Annotated in this window: 22 protein-coding genes and 1 pseudogene; 13 read left to right on the top strand and 10 right to left on the bottom strand. The window is 69.6% G+C overall.

Annotated features, from left to right (window positions below; translation table 11 throughout):
• The first annotated feature begins 67 nt into the window (after positions 1–67).
• Both AB5J53_RS16825 and AB5J53_RS16820 read left to right on the top strand, forming a co-directional pair.
• Positions 68–808, top strand: a complete 741-nt coding sequence (locus AB5J53_RS16825) for a FadR/GntR family transcriptional regulator (RefSeq protein ID WP_369252276.1) — start codon at positions 68–70, stop codon at positions 806–808.
• Between the two features lie 107 nt (positions 809–915).
• Complete coding sequence (locus AB5J53_RS16820) at positions 916–1,356, top strand: protein phosphatase (protein ID WP_369246470.1); 441 nt, start codon at positions 916–918, stop codon at positions 1,354–1,356.
• Positions 1,357–1,479: 123 nt separating this feature from the next.
• On the opposite strand, the gene AB5J53_RS16815 is transcribed toward AB5J53_RS16820, so the two are convergent.
• Positions 1,480–2,328 carry an ABC transporter permease gene (locus AB5J53_RS16815; RefSeq protein ID WP_369246469.1) on the bottom strand — a complete coding sequence of 283 codons (849 nt, stop codon included), beginning with the start codon at positions 2,326–2,328 and terminating at the stop codon, positions 1,480–1,482.
• Positions 2,325–3,239, bottom strand: coding sequence for an ABC transporter ATP-binding protein (locus AB5J53_RS16810; protein WP_369246468.1), 915 nt, complete (start codon positions 3,237–3,239; stop codon positions 2,325–2,327). The genes AB5J53_RS16815 and AB5J53_RS16810 overlap by 4 nt, the downstream gene beginning before the upstream one ends.
• Positions 3,240–3,372: 133 nt before the next feature.
• Here AB5J53_RS16810 and AB5J53_RS16805 point away from each other — a divergent pair, with 133 nt between their 5' ends.
• Together AB5J53_RS16805 and AB5J53_RS16800 are read left to right on the top strand one after the other, a co-directional pair.
• Positions 3,373–4,584, top strand: coding sequence for a sensor histidine kinase (locus AB5J53_RS16805; protein ID WP_369246467.1), 1,212 nt, complete (start codon positions 3,373–3,375; stop codon positions 4,582–4,584).
• The gene (locus AB5J53_RS16800; protein WP_369246466.1) at positions 4,581–5,243 is read left to right on the top strand and encodes a response regulator; all 663 of its coding nucleotides are present in this window, start codon (positions 4,581–4,583) and stop codon (positions 5,241–5,243) included. The genes AB5J53_RS16805 and AB5J53_RS16800 overlap by 4 nt, the downstream gene beginning before the upstream one ends.
• A gap of 62 nt (positions 5,244–5,305) precedes the next feature.
• Here AB5J53_RS16800 and AB5J53_RS16795 read toward each other — a convergent pair whose 3' ends face one another.
• Positions 5,306–5,578 (bottom strand): DUF397 domain-containing protein, encoded by a 273-nt coding sequence (locus AB5J53_RS16795; RefSeq protein ID WP_369246465.1) that lies wholly within the window; start codon positions 5,576–5,578, stop codon positions 5,306–5,308.
• On the bottom strand, positions 5,560–6,393 hold the full coding sequence (locus AB5J53_RS16790; RefSeq protein ID WP_369246464.1) for a helix-turn-helix domain-containing protein: 834 nt from the start codon (positions 6,391–6,393) through the stop codon (positions 5,560–5,562). Before AB5J53_RS16790 ends, AB5J53_RS16795 begins: the two co-directional genes overlap by 19 nt.
• 116 nt (positions 6,394–6,509) lie before the next feature.
• On the opposite strand from AB5J53_RS16790, the gene AB5J53_RS16785 reads away from it, so the two are divergent.
• The 6 genes from AB5J53_RS16785 (at position 6,510) to AB5J53_RS16760 (ending at position 9,458) form a co-directional block, all read left to right on the top strand.
• A complete protein-coding gene (locus AB5J53_RS16785) occupies positions 6,510–6,737 on the top strand; it encodes a hypothetical protein (RefSeq protein ID WP_369246463.1) in 228 nt (75 codons plus the stop codon).
• Positions 6,734–6,952, top strand: coding sequence for a hypothetical protein (locus AB5J53_RS16780; protein WP_369246462.1), 219 nt, complete (start codon positions 6,734–6,736; stop codon positions 6,950–6,952). The genes AB5J53_RS16785 and AB5J53_RS16780 overlap by 4 nt, the downstream gene beginning before the upstream one ends.
• 74 nt (positions 6,953–7,026) lie before the next feature.
• Positions 7,027–7,641 (top strand): DUF1266 domain-containing protein, encoded by a 615-nt coding sequence (locus AB5J53_RS16775; protein WP_369246461.1) that lies wholly within the window; start codon positions 7,027–7,029, stop codon positions 7,639–7,641.
• 22 nt (positions 7,642–7,663) lie between these two features.
• Complete coding sequence (locus tag AB5J53_RS16770) at positions 7,664–7,819, top strand: hypothetical protein (protein WP_369246460.1); 156 nt, start codon at positions 7,664–7,666, stop codon at positions 7,817–7,819.
• Positions 7,816–8,568: a DNA repair protein RecO gene (gene recO, locus AB5J53_RS16765; RefSeq protein WP_369246459.1), complete on the top strand. Its 753-nt coding sequence runs from the start codon at positions 7,816–7,818 to the stop codon at positions 8,566–8,568. Before AB5J53_RS16770 ends, recO begins: the two co-directional genes overlap by 4 nt.
• A 38-nt stretch (positions 8,569–8,606) precedes the next feature.
• Positions 8,607–9,458: an isoprenyl transferase gene (locus tag AB5J53_RS16760; RefSeq protein WP_369246458.1), complete on the top strand. Its 852-nt coding sequence runs from the start codon at positions 8,607–8,609 to the stop codon at positions 9,456–9,458.
• A 437-nt stretch (positions 9,459–9,895) separates the two neighbouring features.
• On the opposite strand, the gene AB5J53_RS16755 is transcribed toward AB5J53_RS16760, so the two are convergent.
• From AB5J53_RS16755 to AB5J53_RS16740, 4 genes are read right to left on the bottom strand one after another with little or no spacing between them, the layout of a single operon-like run.
• On the bottom strand, positions 9,896–10,312 hold the full coding sequence (locus tag AB5J53_RS16755) for a Fur family transcriptional regulator (RefSeq protein WP_369246457.1): 417 nt from the start codon (positions 10,310–10,312) through the stop codon (positions 9,896–9,898).
• A gap of 58 nt (positions 10,313–10,370) precedes the next feature.
• On the bottom strand, positions 10,371–11,273 hold the full coding sequence (locus tag AB5J53_RS16750; protein ID WP_369246456.1) for a metal ABC transporter permease: 903 nt from the start codon (positions 11,271–11,273) through the stop codon (positions 10,371–10,373).
• Entirely contained in the window at positions 11,273–12,052 is a 780-nt protein-coding gene (locus AB5J53_RS16745) for a metal ABC transporter ATP-binding protein (protein WP_369246455.1), read from the bottom strand. The genes AB5J53_RS16750 and AB5J53_RS16745 overlap by 1 nt, the downstream gene beginning before the upstream one ends.
• Before the next feature lie 5 nt (positions 12,053–12,057).
• On the bottom strand, positions 12,058–13,020 hold the full coding sequence (locus tag AB5J53_RS16740; protein ID WP_369246454.1) for a metal ABC transporter solute-binding protein, Zn/Mn family: 963 nt from the start codon (positions 13,018–13,020) through the stop codon (positions 12,058–12,060).
• Positions 13,021–13,197: 177 nt separating this feature from the next.
• On the opposite strand from AB5J53_RS16740, the gene AB5J53_RS16735 reads away from it, so the two are divergent.
• Entirely contained in the window at positions 13,198–14,580 is a 1,383-nt protein-coding gene (locus AB5J53_RS16735) for a glycine--tRNA ligase (protein ID WP_369246453.1), read from the top strand.
• 151 nt (positions 14,581–14,731) lie between these two features.
• Here the strand turns inward: AB5J53_RS16735 and AB5J53_RS16730 are convergent, their stop codons facing one another.
• Positions 14,732–16,081: an MFS transporter gene (locus tag AB5J53_RS16730; RefSeq protein ID WP_369252274.1), complete on the bottom strand. Its 1,350-nt coding sequence runs from the start codon at positions 16,079–16,081 to the stop codon at positions 14,732–14,734.
• Positions 16,082–16,302: 221 nt separating this feature from the next.
• Positions 16,303–17,355 (bottom strand): chitinase, encoded by a 1,053-nt coding sequence (locus AB5J53_RS16725; protein ID WP_369246452.1) that lies wholly within the window; start codon positions 17,353–17,355, stop codon positions 16,303–16,305.
• Positions 17,356–17,678: 323 nt separating this feature from the next.
• Here AB5J53_RS16725 and AB5J53_RS16720 point away from each other — a divergent pair.
• Positions 17,679–18,714, top strand: a pseudogene (locus AB5J53_RS16720) (aldo/keto reductase).
• Positions 18,715–18,740: 26 nt separating this feature from the next.
• Positions 18,741–19,337, top strand: a complete 597-nt coding sequence (locus tag AB5J53_RS16715) for a TetR family transcriptional regulator (protein ID WP_369246451.1) — start codon at positions 18,741–18,743, stop codon at positions 19,335–19,337.
• Positions 19,338–19,347: the final 10 nt, after the last annotated feature.

The raw sequence follows: 19,347 nt of genomic DNA, 5'->3' as shown, positions 1-19,347 counted from the left end.
GGTAGTTGGCGGCAGTTGGCGTTTAATCAGCCCGGAGGTGGGACGTCCGATGTCCAGCGAGCGTACGATGCGGCGCATGTCTGAGGAGACCGGGAACCGGCGCCGGACCGAGCGCCGGGTGAGCAGCCAGATCCAGCGCGAGGTCATGCAGCTGATCCTCGACCGCAAGCTCCAGGCCGGTGCGCCGCTGCCCACCGAGACCGAGCTGATGACCGACCTCGGCGTGAGCCGGAACTCCGTCCGCGAGGCCCTCAAGGCCCTGCAGGCGCTGGACATAGTCGAGATCAGACACGGTTATGGCACCTACGTCGGCCATGCCTCCCTGACCCCGCTCGTCGACGGCCTCACCTTCCGTACGCTCGCCCAGCCGGACGACGAGACGGGTGCGTTGACGGAGATACTCCAGGTCCGCGAGGTCCTGGAGGAGGGGCTGATCCGCCGGGTCGCGGCGACGCTCTCCGAGGCGGAGCTCGACCACCTCGAATCCGTGGTGTCCCAGATGGAGGAGGCGGGCCGCGCGGGCCGTCCCTTCCCCGAACTCGACCGCGAATTCCACGAGCTGCTGTACGCGTCCCTCGGCAACACCTTCGTACCGCAGCTCCTCAGCGCCTTCTGGACGGTGTTCCGCCGCGTCGCCGGCGCACGCGGCTGGACCGACGACCCGGCACCCGAGGTGACCGTCCGCCGGCACCGCGACATCGTCACCGCGCTGCGCGCCCGCGACGTCGAGGGCGCGCAGCGGGCGATGGCGGACCATTTCCGGGGAATCGAGGCGCGGGCGGCACAGGAGTCACGCGGGGTGAGTTGAACCGGGGGGCTGGCTGAAGGGGCACGGGGAACTGCGCGACAAGCCCTCACCCAAACCTGGGCGGAGCCCCAGGTACGGGACGGGCAGGGGCGGAGGGGGCGAAACCCATGACCGAGAGCTGGGACCCGCACGGCGCCGGAGTGCTGCGCCTGCCCTCCGGTCGGCTGGTGCGCGGCCGCGCCCTGCGCGGGCCGCTCCCGGAAGACGGCCCGGCACCGACGTACGCCGTGTACCTGCTCGGCAGGCAGCCCCCCGAAGTCCCATGGGAGACCCGCTGGTTGCGCTGGCCGGACTTCCGTCTGCCCGCCGACCGGGGCGAGGCCCGTACGGTACTCGCCGAGGCCTGGCAGCGGGCCCCGGCCGACCGCGTCGAGATCGCCTGCGGCGGCGGCCGCGGCCGCACCGGCACAGCCCTGGCCTGCCTGGCCGTCCTCGACGGAGTACCGCCTCAGGAGGCGGTGACCTTCGTCCGCCGCCACTACGACCGCCACGCGGTGGAGACGCCCTGGCAGCGAAGGTACGTACGCCGCTTCACGGCCGGGGGATGAGCGGCGCGGAACCAGAGGCCGCCGACGGAAAGTCCGGCGCCACCTCCGCCGACCTGCGCATCCGCATCGACGCCCTCATGGACGCGTTCGCCGGCGACCAGTAGCCGTTGAGGCCACTGAGCGTCACACGTCCCGGCGGTCCACCGTCACGACCGCGACCACCGCCGACACCGCCGCCCACGCCGCGAACGTGATCCAGGCGCCCGTGACCGTCGCGGGGTAGCGGGGGACCAGGGTGAAGGGGTCGTGGCCGAAGGCGATGTCGGTCAGGCGGGTCCAGGCGTTGACGGGCTGGGCGTGCTTCACGGCGGCCGTCCACTGATAGCGGTCGGTGATGAAGGTGGGGATCAGCAGGAGTACGGCGGTGGTGGCGACCATCGTGGTCGCGCTGTGCCGGATCAGGGCGCCCAGGGCCATGCCCGCCAGGGCGCAGACCGGGGCGAGGAGCGCGGAGGCCACGACGACACGCAGGGCGCCGGGGTGGGAGAGCGGAAGACCCCGGTCACGGGTGTCGAGGATGGCCTGCGTCGAGGCGAAGGAGGCGCCCGCGACGAGCGCGCCGTAGACCGTCATGACGGCGGTCACCAGGGTCACCTTCGCCGCCATCAGGGCACGGCGGTCCGGAACCACCGCGAACGTCGTACGGACCAGGCCCGTCGAGTACTCGCCCACGACCGTGATCGCGCCGATGCTCGCCACCGCGAGGATCAGGATCATGGCGGAGCCGTTGGTGAAGGCGTCACGGAGGGCCAGCCACTGCATGTTGGCCCGCATCTGCGGGTCGAACCTGGGGAAGTCGCTCGCGTCCACCCGTGCCGCGTTCGCGTTGAAGGCGATGACCGCCAGGGCGCCGGTGCCGAGCGCCCAGTACGTCGAGCGCAGGGACCGGAGTTTGATCCACTCGGCGGCGAGGAGGTCCACGAACCGGGCGGCGGGCGGGGCGAGGGCAACCGTGGGCGTGGTCGGCGTCATCGGGAGTCTCCGGCGAGGAATTCGGCACTGTAGGCGGTCAGTTCCATGAAGGCCGCCTCCAAAGAGGCGGCCTGCGGGGTCAGCTCTTCGAGCAGGATCCGGTGATCGAAGGCGAGTGCGCCGATGCGCGCCGCGCTCAGGGCCGTCACCTTGAGGGTCCGGTCGTCGTACGGCGCAACCGCCGCGCCCTCGGCCGACAGCACGGCCGTCAGCCGGTCGGTGTCCGGCGTACGGACCGTAACGGTGAGCTGCGTGCCGCGCGCCGCGAAGTCCGTCACGCTCTCCGCGGCGATCAGCTCACCGCGCCCGATGACGATCAACTGGTCGGCGGTGTTCTCCATTTCGGACATCAGGTGACTGGACACGAAGACGGTGCGGCCCTCGGCGGCGAGTCGCCGGAACAGCCCGCGTACCCACAACACACCTTCAGGATCGAGCCCGTTGAGTGGTTCGTCGAACATCAGCACCGGGGGATCGCCGAGCAACGCCGTGGCGATGCCGAGGCGTTGTCTCATGCCGAGCGAGAACCCGTCGACGCGGCGCCGGGCCGCCGCGCCCGACAGCCCCACCTCAGCCAGCACCTCGTCCACCCGGCTGTACGGGATCCGGTTGCTGCGCGCCAGGGCCGACAGATGGGCCCGCGCGCTGCGTCCGCCGTGCACATCACCCGCGTCGAGCAGCGCGCCGACGTGGCGCAGCCCGCGCGGATGGTCCCGGAAGGGGCGTCCGTCGACGGTGGCCGTTCCGCCGGTCGGGGCGATCAGGCCGAGGAGCATGCGCAGGGTCGTCGTCTTGCCCGCGCCGTTCGGGCCGAGGAACCCGGTGACGTGCCCCGGGCGCACCTGGAACGTCAGTTGTCGTACGGCTGTGGTGTCGCCGTAGCGTTTGGTCAGTTCGTTGACTTCGATCACGCGGAACACCGTCTCGCCGGGGACGGGCCCGGGACATCGGCCCGGCGCGGACACTCGCCACGGGCGGATGTCGACCCGGGTTGTACGTCCGCGGGCCGATGCCGTGCCGGTGGCGCGACCCTACGATCGGCGCATGCATGTCACGCCGCCGCTTCCCCTGCTCAAGCGCGTGCCGCCGGGTGCCTGGGTGGCCCTGACCTGGTGCGCGAGCGCCGTGTTCACGTTTCTCGCGCGCATCAGGCTCCCCGGCGAGGTGACACCGGACGAGCTGGCCGCGGCTCAGTTCTACCGGTGGGACGGACTGGTGATCCTCGCGCTCGCCACCGCGCTGGCACTGGCGGGCGGCCGGCTGCTGTCGCGACGGCCGTTGGGGGCTCTCGCGATGCTGCTCGCGGCTGCCGGCTTCGCGACCATGAACCTGGGCGTGGGGGCGATCCAGCTGACCCAGTTCCTCGCGGTCGACGTCGCCCTCTACTTCATCGCGGCCGCCCGCCCCCGGCGTACGGGGGTCTCCGCGGTTTCCATGGCGCTCGGCCTGCTGGTGGCCTGGCTCACCGTACGGCTGCTGTCCGGCTGGGGCATCGGCGTGTCGGAGGAAATCGCCGTCGCGCTGACGGCCGTCGTGGCCTGGCTGCTCGGCGACGCCTCCCACCGCACCCGCGCGTACGCCGAGAAGCTGCGCCTCCAGTCCGCCACCCAGGCCGTCACCGACGAACGCCTGCGCATCGCCCGCGAGATGCACGACATGGTCGCCCACAGCATCGGCATCATCGCCCTCCAGGCGGGAGCGGCGGCCCGCGTCGTGCACACCCAGCCGGACGCCGCGCGCGAGGCGATGACGGCGGTCGAGACGGCGGGACGGGAGACCCTCGCCGGGCTGCGGCGCATGCTGGTGGCGCTGCGGCAGGCGGACCAGGGCCGGGCCCCCGACCCCCTGCAATTGCGCCCCGCCGAGGGGCTCGCCGACCTCGACCGGCTGGCCGCCGCGACGACGGCTGCGGGCGTCCGCGTGCAGGTCAGCCTGCGGGGCGAGCGGCGCCAACTCCCCTCGGGCATAGACCTGTCGGCGTTCCGGATAATCCAGGAGTCCATCACCAACGTCGTACGCCACGCGGGCACGACCGCCTGCCGGGTGACCGTCGACTACCGGGACGAGGAAGTCGCCATCGACGTCACTGACCACGGCCGGGGCCGGGGCAGCATCACCGACACGGGCTTCGGAATCGTCGGCATGCGCGAGCGAGTGTCCCTGTTGCACGGCGAGTTCACGGCCGGACCGCGCCCCGAGGGCGGCTTCCGGGTGACGGCCCGTCTCCCGGTCCCGGTCCAGGTGGGAGCGCGATGACGATCCGGGTCGTACTGGCCGACGACCAGCAACTCATCCGTACGGCCCTGCGGATGGTCATCGCCGACATCGAGGACCTGGAGGTGGTGGGGGAGGCCGCCGACGGCGAAGAGGCGGTGGCGCTGGCCGGGCAGCTCGCCCCGGACGTCGTCGTCATGGACATCCGCATGCCGGGCATGGACGGCATCGAGGCGACCCGCCTGATCACGGCGGACGGTTCCGGCGACGCGCGGATCGTCGTCCTCACCACCTTCGACGACGACGATTACGTGTACGGGGCGCTCCGCGCGGGCGCGTCCGGCTTCCTCGTCAAGGACATGGCGCTGGACGACATCATCGGGGCGGTACGAGTCGTGGCCGCCGGCGACGCGCTCATCGCCCCCAGCGTCACGCGCCGCCTGATCCAGGACCTCACGGCCTCACGCCCCGAACAGACCGGCAGGCGCCGGGAGTTGAAGGGCATCACGGAGCGGGAGCGCGAGGTCCTGACCCTGGTCGGCACGGGCCTGTCCAACACCGAGATAGCCGAACAGCTCTTCATCAGCGTGGCCACGGCGAAGACGTACCTCACCCGCCTGCTGTCGAAGCTGGACGCGAGGGACCGGGTGCAGCTGGTGATCATCGCTTATGAGGCGGGGTTGGTTTCCGCGAACCGGTGAGGTCCGGTCGGTGGCGTGGCTGTGGGGGCGGTCCCACAGCCACGTGAGAACCGGCGGCACGGTCACCTCGTGACGGCGCCGACGAACTCCGTCCAGGCGAGGGCACTGACCAGCAGGACGGGGCCGTCCGGGACCTTGCTGTCACGGACGGGTACGACGCCGGGGACTCCGTCGGCTACTTCGACGCACTCGCCGCCTTCGCCGTTGCTGTACGTGCTCTTACGCCACTCGGCGGCGCCGATGAAGTCGTACGCGACCTCGATGCAGTTTCCGCCCTCGCCGTTGCTGTAACTGCTCTTGCGCCAGCGGGCGTTGCTCAGGTCGTACTCGCGCATCGTCTGAAGTCCTCCGCCGCCGATTCGATCAGGGCGAGGGACGTCTCCGGCGACAGTGCGACGGCCCTGAGCAGATCGTATGCCCGCTGTGTGCGCTTCACCACTGCTGGGTCGTCCATCAGCGTTCCTGAAAACGAGGTCTCTGTATAGGCAGTTGGCGGCGCATCCTCGAACTCCATGAGCCGCAGGTCCCCGGTCATAGAAGCGTGCGCTCCAGCCGCATACGGCAGTACCTGCACCACCACTTTGTGCTCCCGCACCATCCCCGCGATGCGGTCGAGCTGCCCGGCCATCGCCGCCGCCCCGCCCACCGGGATACGCAGCGCGTTCTCGTGCAGCACCACCCAATACTCGGGCCTTGTAGCGTCGCCGAGGATACGAGCCCGCTCCAGTCGTGCGGTCACCTTCTCCTCGACGTACTCGTCCGTGACGAACGGGTTGGCCGCGAGCGTGACCGCATGTGCGTATGCGGCCGTCTGCAACAAGCCCGGCACGAGCGTCGGGGCGAACTCGGCAATCTTCGTCGCCGTCCGCTCCAGCTCCACAACCTCCGCGAAATAATCCGCGTACCGCTTGTCATCGATCAGCTTTCGCCACGTGCGCTCGAAAAAACCGTCGGTTTGCAGGATCTCGTCGATCCTCTGCGCCACATCCAACTGGGGTTTCCGAATAGCCTGTTCGAACTGACCGATGTAACCCCCGGATACGAAAACCCGGGCGCCCAACTCCACCTGAGTGAAACCGGCTTCCTCGCGGCGTCGCTTCAGCTCCGCCCCGAAGAAGTCCCAGGCCGCCTGCCGCGAACCGTTGGCCACAGGCCAACCCCCTTACGCTGCGCCGCACTTGTAGAGGACAGACTCCTGCCGAGTGTAGATGCAGAGCGTCACCCTGGAGATGCGAAGAGTGAAACTCAAAGGGACAGGGGAGCACGGTGAAGGAACGACACGTACTACTCGGGGGACGACACTCGGCGCAGTGCGTCGAAGAGGCGGAGGAAACAGTGAAGGAATTGCGGGCGGCGCTCGCCGACGCCGGAATTTCGTTGCCGTCACTGCGGATCGACCCGGCGACTTTGGCGCGCGAGGCACCTTGTCCGCTGGTCGAATTGGGCGGCTGTTCCGTCGAGGTCGCCGCCCGGCTCGCGGCGGCCCTGCGGTGAAGCCGCCACCGATCGGCTCCTACGCCGTGGACACGCGTACAGGGAAGGTGGGAATGGTCATGGGGTACGAGGGGCCGTACGTACAGCTGAGACCGCTCGGCGGTGGCAAGGAGTGGGACTGTGAACCGGACGCCGTACGGCGAGCCACCGCGGCGGAACGGCTCAGCGCGGCGACGGCGTACGCGAACGCACGCAGTCGGGGGGAGGTCCCTTGAAGGGGCTTGGAGGGGCTTGAAGGGGGAAGTGCCCTGCTCCCTGTGAGCCACGGCGTGACATAGGGTGCGGCGCCATGGCGATATGGAACCGTCGCAAGCCGAAGGCTGCGAGCAAGTACCCCGTTCCCCTCACCACGCACCAGCTGTGGATGGTGTCGCTCAGTGCGCCGGTGAGCCGGGACCGGGACGCGTCGCGGACGACCCTGTACCCGTTCACCCGCATCGACGACGAGAAGGCCCGGCGGTGGCTGGCCGACCAGTGGGAGATCACCTCGCGTGACGCTCTGGTCGGCCGGCTCGACGACCTCTCGCGGACCGGATACCGCACCCGGGCGCGGCTGCGGCTCGGCTTCGAACCACTGGCGTGGGACGCCGGGCTGTATGTGGACATCTCCCGCCGGGGCTTCGCCTGCGGGATGCTGAGCGAGGCCGAGGCGTGGACCGCGCTCAAGAACATCGTGCCGGCGGTGGTGCGGTCGTACGCCTCCTGGAACGAGTACGCCGAGCACTATCTGCTGGGCCGGATGGTCTGGCGGGACAACCTGCAGGGCACGCCGGACGCGAACTTCCCCGCCCCGCAGGCCGCCTCCGACGCGCACCTGAAGTCCCTCCTGGACCCGGCGAACAAGGCCAGCCCCTGGAACTTGGCTCCCTGGGAAGCGATCAGCCACCCCGACCACGCACGCTGACTCCGTACGCGAGAATGGCCCCATGAGTCTGTTCCGCGACGACGGCATCGTGCTGCGCACCCAGAAGCTGGGTGAGGCGGACCGGATCATGATGCAGTCTCCCGGGGGACACTGCATCCGATTGCGGCTGCGCCGCGGGCCGTACCTCCAGCCGAAATCCCGCGGGAGTGCGCGATGAGTCTTTTTCGGGACGACGGCGTTGTCCTGCGGACGCAGAAGCTGGGTGAGGCGGACCGGATCATCACCTTGCTCACCCGTGGTCACGGTCGCGTACGCGCCGTCGCCCGTGGCGTGCGGCGCACCAAGTCGAAGTTCGGGGCGCGGCTCGAGCCCTTCTCGCACGTGGACGTGCAGTTCTTCGCGCGGGGGAGCGAGCTGGTCGGGCGTGGGCTGCCGCTGTGCACGCAGAGCGAGACGATCGCTCCCTACGGTGGCGGGATCGTCACCGACTACGCGCGGTACACCGCCGGGACGGCCATGCTGGAGACCGCCGAGCGGTTCACCGACCATGAAGGGGAGCCCGCCGTGCAGCAGTATCTGCTGCTGGTCGGCGCGCTCCGCACCCTCGCCCGCGGCGAGCACGAACCGCACCTCGTCCTCGACGCCTTCCTGCTGCGCTCCCTCGCCGTGAACGGCTACGCGCCCAGCTTCAGCGCCTGCGCGAAGTGCGGGATGCCGGGACCGAATCGGTTCTTCTCGGTCGCGGCGGGAGGTTCCGTCTGCGTCGACTGCCGGGTGCCCGGCAGCGTCGTACCCTCGGCGCAGGCCCTGGAACTGCTCGGCGCGCTGCTGACGGGAGACTGGGAGACCGCGGACGCGTGCGAGCCGCGACATGTCAGGGAGGGCAGCGGGCTGGTGTCGGCCTATCTGCACTGGCATCTGGAGCGCGGACTGCGCTCCCTGCGTTACGTAGAGAAACAGCCTTAAGAGAACCGACGTAAGAGAACCGAGGAGACGAGAAGCACATGGTCGTACGCGGGATCCTGGGACGCCAGCGCCGCGAGTACAGGACGCCGGAACCGCACCCGTCCGGTGCCCGCGCGCCGAAGCTCCCCGGTGAGCTGGTGCCGAACCATGTGGCGATCGTCATGGACGGGAACGGACGCTGGGCCAAGGACCGTGGGCTGCCGCGTACCGAGGGGCACAAGGTCGGTGCCGAGCGCGTCCTCGACGTGTTGCAGGGCGCGATCGAGATGGGCGTCGGCGCGATCTCGCTGTACGCCTTCTCCACCGAGAACTGGAAGCGCTCGCCCGACGAGGTGCGCTTCCTGATGAACTTCAACCGCGACTTCATCCGCAAGACCCGTGACCAGCTCGACGAACTCGGCATCCGGGTCCGCTGGGTGGGCCGGATGCCCAAGCTGTGGAAGTCGGTGGCCAAGGAGCTTCAGGTCGCCCAGGAGCAGACCAAGGGCAACGACCGGCTGACGCTGTACTTCTGCATGAACTACGGCGGTCGTGCCGAGATCGCCGATGCCGCGCTGGCCTTGGCGGAGGACGTGAAGGCGGGGCGGCTCGATCCGTCCAAGGTCACCGAGAAGACCTTCGCGAAGTACCTCTACTACCCGGACATGCCGGACGTGGACCTGTTCCTGCGGCCCAGCGGCGAGCAGCGCACCTCGAACTACCTGCTCTGGCAGAGCGCCTACGCCGAGATGGTCTTCCAGAACGTGCTGTGGCCGGACTTCGACCGCCGTGACCTGTGGCGCGCCTGCGTCGAGTACGCCTCCCGCGACCGCCGCTTCGGCGGCGCCGTCCCGAACGAGCAGCTGCTCGCGATGGAGGAGGCCATGAAGGGCCGCCCCGAAGGCAACTGACGCCGCCTGCAACCGCCACCGGTACCGCTTCCGCTGTGGGCGGCCGTCCTGCTGGTACCGCTGTGGGCAATCGTCCCGCTGGGCGGGACGGGTGGGCACAGCCACCAGCACCGGGTGCCGTTGTGACAAGGGTTCCCGGCACCGGGGCTGAGGTCGAGGGTGGGTCACGCGGCCCGGCGGTTACGGGGTGCCGCTGTGCCCACCCGTGCCGCCCCTAGCGGCACGCATGCCCACAGCTACGAAGGCGGGGGGCGGCGCGCGTGCACACATCTACGGGAGCTGCGTGTGGGTGCCGCCCTTAGCGGCACGCATGCCCACAGCTATGACGGCTGCGACGGCACCCGGCGTCCAGGGCGCCGCCCCCAGCGGCGCGCATGCCCGCAGCTATGACGGTTGAGAAGGTGGGGGCGGGGACGCGCACGGCTGCGGCGGTCGCGTCAGCCCTTCGCGGCGGCGCACTCCGCGCAGGTGCCGAAGATCTCCACCGTGTGCGCCACGTTCACGTACCCGTGTTCCGACGCGATGGCCTCCGCCCACTTCTCGACGGCCGGGCCCTCGACCTCGACGGCCTTGCCGCAGACGCGGCAGACGAGGTGGTGGTGGTGCTCGCCGGTGGAGCAGCGGCGGTAGACGGACTCGCCGTCGGAGGTGCGCAGGACGTCCACCTCGCCCGCGTCGGCGAGGGACTGCAGCGTGCGGTACACGGTGGTGAGCCCGACGGAGTCGCCCTTGTGCTTGAGCATGTCGTGGAGCTCCTGCGCACTGCGGAACTCGTCCACCTCGTCGAGCGCCGCCGCCACGGCGGCACGCTGCCGGGTGGAACGGCCCCGTACGGGCGATCCAGCGGTTGTCACCGTTGCCTCCTCGCGTCTGCCCTTGCCCGGCCATTGTGCCAGTCCGGACTGTGCGTAGTCAGACGCCGACCTTCGTCTCCTGGCCGCGCGTGGCCGGAATCGCGCATTCTGCCGGGTCCCCGGCGGCCTGCGCGGCGGCGAGTGCCCGGGCCCGGCGCCGGGCCAGCGGAGTCGCCAGCGCCGTCAGCGCAATGAACGCGCCAATCGTCAGCAGCACGATCGTCGCGCCCGGCGGCACGTCCTGGTAGTACGAGGTCACGGTGCCGCCGATGGTCACGCTCACGCCGATGGCCACCGCAATCGCGAAGGTGGCGGCGAAGCTGCGGCTGAGCTGCTGGGCCGCGGCCACCGGGACCACCATCAGGGCGGACACCAGGAGCAGGCCCACGACCCGCATCGCGACCGTGACCGTCACCGCCGCCGTGATCGCCGTGAGCAGGTTCAGGGCGCGCACCGGCAGCCCCGTCACCCGCGCGAACTCCTCGTCCTGGCTGACCGCGAACAGCTGGCGGCGCAGGCCCAGGGTGACGAGGACGACGAAGGCGGCCAGCACGCAGATCGCCGTCACGTCGGACTCGGAGACGGTGGACAGCGAGCCGAAGAGGTACGAGGTCAGGTTGGCGTTCGAGCCGGTCGGCGCGAGGTTGATGAACATCACGCCGCCCGCCATACCGCCGTAGAAGAGCATGGCGAGGGCGATGTCGCCGCGCGTCTTGCCGTACCAGCGGATCAGCTCCATGAGGACGGCGCCGAGGACCGAGACGGCCGTCGCCATCCACACGGGGTTGGTGGACAGCAGGAAGCCGAGCCCGACTCCCGTCATCGCGACGTGGCCGATTCCGTCACCCATGAGGGCCTGGCGGCGCTGCACGAGGTAGATGCCGACGGCGGGCGCGGTGATGCCCACGAGGACGGCGGCGAGCAGGGCCCGCTGCATGAAGGCGTATTCGAGGATGTCCATCAGCTCAGCAGTCCCGTCCGGATCGGTTCGGCATCGTGAGCCGCGTGCGGGTGTACGTGGTCGTGGCCGGGCAGCGCGTGCTGGCCGACCGCCTGCGGGGGCGGGCCGTCGTGCAGGACGCAGCCGTCGCGCAGCACGACCGCGCGGTCGATCAGCGGCTCCAGGGGGCCCAGCTCGTGCAGGACGAGCAGGACGGAGGTGCCCTGGGCGACCTGCTCGCGCAGGGTCGCCGCCAGCACCTCCTGGCTGGCCAGGTCGACGCCCGCCATCGGCTCGTCCATGATCAGCAGCTCGGGTTCGGAGGCGAGCGCGCGGGCGATCAGCACACGCTGGTGCTGGCCGCCCGACAGCGCGTTCACCGAGTCCTTGGCGCGGTCCGCCATCCCGACGAGCTCCAGGGCCCGTCGTACGGCCTCGTGGTCGGCCTTGCGCAGCATGCCGAAGCGGGCACGGGACAGTCGCCCGGAGGAGACGATCTCGGTGACCGTCGCGGGCACGCCACCGGCGGCGGTCGTGCGCTGCGGGACGTACCCCACGCGGTGCCAGTCCCGGAAGCGGCGGCGCGGGGTGCCGAAGATCTCGATCTCCCCGCCGCTGATGGCGACTTGGCCGATGACACTGCGTACGGCGGTCGACTTCCCGGAGCCGTTGGCGCCGAGCAGCGCGACGACCTCACCGCGGTGCACGCTGAGGTCGATGCCACGCAGGACCGGGCGCGAGCCCAGCTCGGCGGTCACGCCGCGCAGGGATATGACGGGCTCGCTCACGGGGTCCTCCATGGTGATCACTTGGCGCCGAGAGCCGTCTGCAGCGCCTTCAGGTTCGACTCCATGACCTGCAGGTAGTCGCTGCCCTTGGACTTGTCGGTGATGCCCTCGATCGGGTCGAGGACGTCCGTCTTGAGGCCCGCGTCGCCGGCGATGGTCCTGGCGGTCTTGTCGCTGACGAGCGTCTCGTAGAAGACCGTCGAGACGCCGTCGGCCTTCGCCATCTTCTCAAGGTCCTTCACACGGTTCGCGCTGGGCTCCGACTCCGGGTCCAGGCCGTTGATGGCCTCCTCGGTGAGGCCATAGCGCTCGGCGAGGTAACCGAAGGCGGCGTGCGTGGTGATGAAGACCTTGGTCCTGGTGTTCGCCAGCCCGTCCTTGTACTGGGTGTTGAGGCCGTCCAGCTTCTTGACCAGCGCTTCGGTGTTCTTCTTGTAGTCCGCCGCGTGGTCCGGGTCTTCCTTCTCCAGGGCCTTGCCGACACCCTGGGCGACCTCGGCGTACCTCACCGGGTCGAGCCAGACGTGCGGGTCAGTGCCGCCGGTCTCCTCGCCCTTGGTGTCGTCGTGGGCGGCCGCGTGCCCGCCGACCTCGTTGCCGTGCTTCTCCAGCGTGGTCAGCGACGCGGCGTCGATCTTGGTCTTGACCTCGGACTGCGCCACGGCGTCGTCGACGGCCGGCTGCAGGTTCTTGAGGTAGAGGACGGCGTCCGCCTCCTGGAGCTGCGCGGTCTGCTTGGCGCTGATCTCCAGGTCGTGCGGCTCCTGACCGGGCTGCGTCAGGTTCGTGACCTTCACATGCGTCCCGCCGATCTGTTCGGCGAGGTACTGCAGGGGGTAGAACGACGCCACCACGTCGAGCTTCCCGCCGCTCCTGCTGTCGGCCGCGGACGAGTCCGAGCAGGCGGAAAGGGTGCCCAGGCCGAGGGCGGTGGCCGCCGCGACCGCGGACCCGGATATGAGGCGTCGTCGTACGTTCATGACAGTCATTTTCAACAAATCTGGAAACGATTGTCAACAAGCCCTTCGTCAAGGCCTTGAGTAAGCAGTCGGTAAGCCCGCACTCCGGGCACAGTGCCCAACCGATTTGATACGGGGGTGGGCCCCGCCGGTAACCTGAAGCATTCGCTGCCGTCCGTTCGTAATGAAGAGAGCACCGTGGCCGCCGACAAGATCGACACCATCGTCAGCCTGAGCAAGCGCCGTGGCTTCGTTTTCCCCTGTAGTGAGATCTACGGCGGACAGCGCGCCGCCTGGGACTACGGCCCGCTCGGCGTCGAGCTCAAGGAGAACATCAAGCGCCAGTGGTGGCGCTACATGGTCACCTCCCGTGAGGACGTCGTCGGTATCGACTCGTCGGTGATCCTTGCCACCGAGGTCTGGGTCGCGTCGGGTCACGTCGCCACCTTCACCGACCCGCTCACCGAGTGCACCTCCTGCCACAAGCGCTTCCGCGCCGACCATCTGGAGGAGGCGTACGAGGCGAAGCACCACCGCCAGCCCGAGAACGGCCTCGCGGACATCAACTGCCCCAACTGCGGCAACAAGGGCCAGTTCACCGAGCCCAAGCAGTTCTCCGGCCTGCTCTCCACCCACCTCGGCCCCACGCAGGACAGCGGCTCCATCGCCTACCTGCGCCCCGAGACCGCGCAGGGCATCTTCACCAACTTCTCCCAGGTGCAGACCACCTCGCGCCGCAAGCCGCCGTTCGGCATCGCCCAGATGGGCAAGTCCTTCCGCAACGAGATCACGCCCGGCAACTTCATCTTCCGCACCCGCGAGTTCGAGCAGATGGAGATGGAGTTCTTCGTCAAGCCGGGCGAGGACGAGAAGTGGCAGGAGTACTGGATGCAGGAGCGCTGGAACTGGTACACCGGCCTCGGTCTGCGCGAAGAGAACATGCGCTGGTACGACCACCCGGCCGAGAAGCTCTCGCACTACTCCAAGCGCACCGCCGACATCGAGTACCGCTTCCAGTTCGGCGGCAACGAGTGGGGTGAGCTGGAGGGCGTCGCCAACCGCACGGACTACGACCTGAGCGCACACTCCAAAGCCTCCGGCCAGGACCTCTCCTACTTCGACCAGGAGGCCGGCGAGCGCTGGACTCCGTACGTCATCGAGCCCGCCGCCGGTGTCGGCCGCGCGATGCTGGCCTTCCTCCTCGACGCCTACGTCGAGGACGAGGCCCCCAACGCCAAGGGCAAGATGGAGAAGCGCACGGTGCTGCGCCTCGACCCGCGCCTCGCGCCGGTCAAGGTCGCCGTCCTCCCGCTGTCGCGCAACCCCGAGCTCTCCCCGAAGGCCAAGGGTCTGGCCACCGCCCTGCGCCAGCACTGGAACATCGAGTTCGACGACGCCGGCGCCATCGGCCGCCGCTACCGCCGCCAGGACGAGATCGGTACGCCGTTCTGCGTCACGGTCGACTTCGACACGCTCGACGACAACGCGGTGACGGTGCGCGAGCGCGACTCGATGAAGCAGGAGCGCGTGTCGCTGGACCAGATCGAGGGCTACCTGGCCTCGCGTCTGATCGGCTGCTGACCCGGAATTCCGATCGGCTGCTGACCCGGAATTTCGTACGGCTCTGCACGCGCAAGCCCCCGGATCCCTTCGCGGGAACCGGGGGCTTCGTGCTGCCTCGACGCCGTGAATGTCCCGTTCTTCGGCGTACCTGCCCTGGCCCCGCCGCTGTTCAGTCGGTGACCGTGCGAGGTGCCTTCTGCGGGACGCAGAAGAGCGCGAGGGCGGCGGCCGTCAGGTACGCGGCCGCGCCGATGGCCATGCTGGTCCGCAGCCCGGTGGTGAAGCCGGCGGCGCCCGCCAGCAGTGAGCCTCCCAGCGCGACGCCTGTGGCGCTGCCGATCTGACGGGTGGTGTTGAACAGGGCGGAGGCGGTACCGGAGTACTTGTCCGGGGCGGCCGCCATCACGGTGGCGGTTGATCCGGTGAGGGCGAAGGACGTGCCGAAGCCCGCCGCCATCATCGGCGCCACGAGCAGGACGTAGTCCGGGTTCGGGCCGGCGGCGGCCCAGCCCGCCAGACCTGCCGCTCCCAGGAGCATGCCCGTGACCACAAGCGGGCGGTGTCCGGTGCGGCGTGCCAGCCGCCCGGACAGGATGGAGGCGAACATGGTCATGGCCACCGCCGGGAAGAGGGCGATCCCGGTGCGCAGCGCGGTCAGGCCGCGATGATGCTGGAAGTACACGCTGGCGGTGAAGATCATGCCGTAGAAGGCGAAGTTGAACAGCAGGCCGATGGCCGCTCCCCCGCTCATCGGGCGGGAGCGCAGCAGTCGCAGGGGCAGCACAGGGGCGCGGGCCAGATGCTCGCGCAGGACGAACGCGGCGGCCGCCAGCAGGCACAAACCGGCCCCCATGAGGATCAGCGGGTCCGTCCAGCCACGTCGTCCGGCCTCGTTGAGGACGGCCGTCAGCAGGGCCACCATCGCGATGAGCGCGCACTGGGCCGGCCAGTCCACCGGGCGGTCCCTGCGCCGGGCCGAAGCGGGCACATGGCGCAGCGTCAGCCACAGGCACGCGCATCCGACGGGCAGGTTGATGAAGAACACCCAGCGCCAGCCCACGGTGGTGACCAGGAGGCCGCCCAGCAGAGGGCCGGCGGAGGCGGCGATGCCCGCCATGGAGCCCCACAGGCCGAAGGCCCGAGAGCGCTCGGAGGCTGAGGGATAGGCCTGTTGCAGGAGGGCCAGGGAGCCGGGCACGATCAGTGCCGCGCCGAGTCCTTCCAACAGCCGCGCGGCGACCAGGGTGCCTGTACTCCGGGCCAGTCCGCAGCCGGCCGAGGCGACGGTGAACACCACCACCCCGGTGCAGAAGATCCGGCGGTTGCCCAGCCGGTCGCCCAGCGCGCCGCCGGTGAGCAGCAGACCGGCGAAGACCAGGGTGTAGCCGTCCGTGATCCACTGGATCCCCGTGAGCGAGGCCGACAGTTCCCGTCCCACCACCGGAACGGCGACGTTGATGACGGTCACATCCAGGATGACCATGAAGTAGCCCGCGCAGACCGCGAGAAGCGGGGCCAGGGGCCGGCCCGAAGCCGCAGGCCTGTCCGTTCGATCGGCCTGGGAGCCACCGGCGCGCACCATGGCGACACGGTATTCCCGGGCCGAGCGCCTCCCGTGGCTTGAGCAGTCCAGCGGCGTGCCGAGCTCTCATGCTCAACCGCGTCGTCAACGGTGCGATTCGGGATGCCGACGACTGAGTGCCGTACTTGGCCGGACTCGCCAAGTACGGCACTGGAGCGTCAACGGCCCTGCAGGGTCTTCACGTTGTCGCCGAACGTCCAGTTCTTCGAGCCGTCCCAGTTGATCGACCAGGTCATCAGACCCTTGAGGCTGGTGCCGTAGTGCTTCCAGGCCTGGGAGACGAGGCTCGGTGACATGTAGCCGCCGCCGGCGCCCGACTGCGCGGGGAGTCCGGGCACCTGCTTGTCGTAGGGCACCTTGATGGTGGTGCCCTGGACGACAAGGCCCCTGTTCAGGCAGTCGGTCTGGGCGGTGAAACCCTGGACGGTGCCCGCGGAGTACGAGTCGCCGGAGCAGCCGTACATGCTGCCGTTGTAGTACTGCATGTTCAGCCACCACAGGCGCCCGTTGTCCGCGTACTTCTTGACGATCGGCAGATACGCGCCCCATATCGAGCCGTACGTGATGCTGCCGCCCGTGACGTACGCGGTCTCGGGCGCCATGGTCAGCCCGAAGTTGGACGGCATCTGGGACAGCACCCCGTCGATGATGCGGATCAAGTTGGCCTGCGAGGTGGAGAGTTGGCCGATGGTGCCACTGCCGACGAGACCCGTCTCGATGTCGATGTCGATCCCGTCGAAGTTGTACTTCTTCAGGATGGGCACGATCGTCGCGACGAACCGGTCGGCCACCGTGGACGAACTGAGGTCGATCCCGGCCGCCGCCCCGCCGATGGACAGCAGGATCGTCCGGCCGGACGCCTTGGCCGCGCACATCTCGGCCGGTGTCGCCACCTTCACGCCCGTGTCCATCCCGTCCTCCCACAGCGCGGTGCCGTCGGAGCGGATGACCGGGAACGCCGCGTTGATCACGTTGTAGCCGTGCGCGGCGATACGGGAGTCGGTGATCGGCGTCCACCCGAAGGGCGGGTGCACACCGTTGGACGAGCCGTCCCAGTTCTCCCAGTAGCCCTGGAGGACCTTGCCGGCCGGGCGGGACTTCACGGCGCAGGTGTCCGCCGCGGATGCGGTGGGGGCGGTGGCGATCGACAGTGGGACGAGGACGGTTGCCGTCAGCGCGACGGCGAGCAGGCGCAGCTTGCGACGGATCATGCGAGGCCTCCCGGTGGGGGTGCGGCGAGGTGTCGTAGGTGCCGTATGTGTCGTAGGCATGACAGTCGCGCGGTCCAGACCTGTCGTCAATAGGTCTGGACCAGATGAGGGCTGGGTCTGTGGGGTCGGTCGGGCCGGAGGGGGCGGCACGGCTGACGAATGACAGCTGACGGGTGACGGCTGACGGCTGGCAGATAACGGATGACAGCTGACAGCTGACGGATGACAGGTAACGGATAACAGCTGACGGATGACAGATATCAGATGACAGATAACAGCTGACAGATATTGAAATCTGTCATCTGTCATGCCATGGTGGACGCATCACCCACCACGGACACCCAAGGAGTCCTCATGCAAACCCGCCCCCTCGGAACCACCGGCCCCCAGGTCTCCGCCCTCGGCCTCGGCTGCATGGGCATGTCCGCGCTGTACGGCGAGGCCGACCGGACCGAGTCCATTGCGACGATCCACGCCGCCCTGGAGGCCGGCGTGACCCTGCTCGACACCGGTGACTTCTACGCCATGGGTCACAACGAGATGCTGATCGGCGAGGCGCTGCGCGCGGCCCCCGCGGCGCGGCGTGAGCAGGCGCTGACCAGCGTGAAGTTCGGCGCGCTGCGCGACCCGGACGGCGGCTGGTCGGGATACGACGGTCGCCCGGCCGCCGTGAAGAACTTCGCCGCGTACTCGCTGCAGCGTCTCGGCGTGGACCACATCGACGTGTACCGGATCGCGCGGGCCGACCCCAACGTGCCGATCGAGGAGACGGTCGGCGCGATCGCGGAGCTGGTGGAGGCCGGGCACGTACGGCACATCGGCCTGAGCGAGGTCGGCGCGGACACCATCCGCCGGGCCGCCGCCACCGCGCCCATCTCGGACCTGCAGATCGAGTACTCGCTCATCTCGCGCGGCATCGAGGACGAGGTCCTGCCGACCACGCGTGAGCTGGGCATCGGCATCACGGCGTACGGAGTGCTGTCGCGCGGTCTGATCTCCGGGCACTTCACGCCGGACCGGCAGCTGGCCCCGACCGACTTCCGTTCCATGAGCCCCCGCTTCCAGGGCGACAACCTCCGGCACAACCTCGGCCTCGTCGAGGCGCTGCGGAAGGTCGCCGAGCAGAAGGGCGTCTCGGTGGCGCAGATCGCGATCGCCTGGGTGCTGTCTCGGGGCGAGGACATCGTGCCGCTGGTCGGCTCGCGGACCCGGGAGCGTCTGGCGGAGGCGCTGGGCGCGCTGGACGTCACGCTCGAGGCGGGCGACCTCACCGCGATCGAGCAGGCCGTACCCGAGGGCGCCGCGGCCGGTGACCGCTACCCGCAGGCGCAGATGTCGCACCTCGGCACGGAGCGCTGACGGTACCGGCAGGTACGGTCTTCGTCATGGCACCGACCACCGAAGCACTGACCGCCGAGCGCATCCTCGAAGCGACCGAGGAGGTGCTGCGCCGCCACGGCCCGGCCAAGGCCACCGTGGTGGACGTGGCCCGCGCGCTCGGCGTCAGCCACGGCAGCGTCTACCGACACTTCCGTACGAAGGCGGCGCTGCGGGAGGCGGTCACGAAGCGCTGGCTGGACCGTACGTCGCAGATGCTGGAGGAGATCGTCAACATTCCGACCCAGACGCCTCCCGTGGCCCTGCGGCACTGGTTGGGCGCGCTGTTCACGGCCAAGCGGCACAAGGCGGGCGACGATCCCGAGCTGTTCGCCACGTACTCGGTGCTGCTCGGCGAGGCCAGTGCCGTGGTCCAGGAACACATCACCGACCTCGTCGAGCAGCTGACGCAGATCGTGTTCCGCGGCGTGCAGGAGGGCGATTTCACGGCCGTGGAAGGCGACTCCGCCGCGACGGCCCGCGCGATCTTCGACGCCACGAACCGCTTCCACGATCCGTGTTACGCCCACGAGTGGGAACAGCCGGGCATCGAAGCCGAGTTCACGGCGGTCGTCGACCTGGTCCTGCGCGGACTGCGCCGCTGACCGGCGCCCG

The organism is Streptomyces sp. R41, assembly GCF_041053055.1.
In the GTDB taxonomy this organism is placed as follows: domain Bacteria; phylum Actinomycetota; class Actinomycetes; order Streptomycetales; family Streptomycetaceae; genus Streptomyces.
The sequence above is the reverse complement of the archived record's forward strand: the minus strand, read 5'-3'. Positions and strand labels throughout refer to the sequence as shown.

What these genes read in the sequence shown, in the direction of transcription:
- AB5J53_RS16825 (WP_369252276.1), top strand. Translation starts at nt 68, where the DNA reads ATGCGGCGCATGTCTGAGGAGACCGGGAACCGGCGCCGGACCGAGCGC.
- AB5J53_RS16820 (WP_369246470.1), top strand. Translation starts at nt 916, where the DNA reads ATGACCGAGAGCTGGGACCCGCACGGCGCCGGAGTGCTGCGCCTGCCC.
- AB5J53_RS16815 (WP_369246469.1), bottom strand. Translation starts at nt 2,328, where the DNA reads ATGACGCCGACCACGCCCACGGTTGCCCTCGCCCCGCCCGCCGCCCGG.
- AB5J53_RS16805 (WP_369246467.1), top strand. Translation starts at nt 3,373, where the DNA reads ATGCATGTCACGCCGCCGCTTCCCCTGCTCAAGCGCGTGCCGCCGGGT.
- AB5J53_RS16800 (WP_369246466.1), top strand. Translation starts at nt 4,581, where the DNA reads ATGACGATCCGGGTCGTACTGGCCGACGACCAGCAACTCATCCGTACG.
- AB5J53_RS16795 (WP_369246465.1), bottom strand. Translation starts at nt 5,578, where the DNA reads ATGCGCGAGTACGACCTGAGCAACGCCCGCTGGCGCAAGAGCAGTTAC.
- AB5J53_RS16775 (WP_369246461.1), top strand. Translation starts at nt 7,027, where the DNA reads ATGGCGATATGGAACCGTCGCAAGCCGAAGGCTGCGAGCAAGTACCCC.
- AB5J53_RS16770 (WP_369246460.1), top strand. Translation starts at nt 7,664, where the DNA reads ATGAGTCTGTTCCGCGACGACGGCATCGTGCTGCGCACCCAGAAGCTG.
- recO (WP_369246459.1), top strand. Translation starts at nt 7,816, where the DNA reads ATGAGTCTTTTTCGGGACGACGGCGTTGTCCTGCGGACGCAGAAGCTG.
- AB5J53_RS16760 (WP_369246458.1), top strand. Translation starts at nt 8,607, where the DNA reads ATGGTCGTACGCGGGATCCTGGGACGCCAGCGCCGCGAGTACAGGACG.
- AB5J53_RS16750 (WP_369246456.1), bottom strand. Translation starts at nt 11,273, where the DNA reads ATGGACATCCTCGAATACGCCTTCATGCAGCGGGCCCTGCTCGCCGCC.
- AB5J53_RS16745 (WP_369246455.1), bottom strand. Translation starts at nt 12,052, where the DNA reads ATGGAGGACCCCGTGAGCGAGCCCGTCATATCCCTGCGCGGCGTGACC.
- AB5J53_RS16740 (WP_369246454.1), bottom strand. Translation starts at nt 13,020, where the DNA reads ATGAACGTACGACGACGCCTCATATCCGGGTCCGCGGTCGCGGCGGCC.
- AB5J53_RS16725 (WP_369246452.1), bottom strand. Translation starts at nt 17,355, where the DNA reads ATGATCCGTCGCAAGCTGCGCCTGCTCGCCGTCGCGCTGACGGCAACC.
- AB5J53_RS16715 (WP_369246451.1), top strand. Translation starts at nt 18,741, where the DNA reads ATGGCACCGACCACCGAAGCACTGACCGCCGAGCGCATCCTCGAAGCG.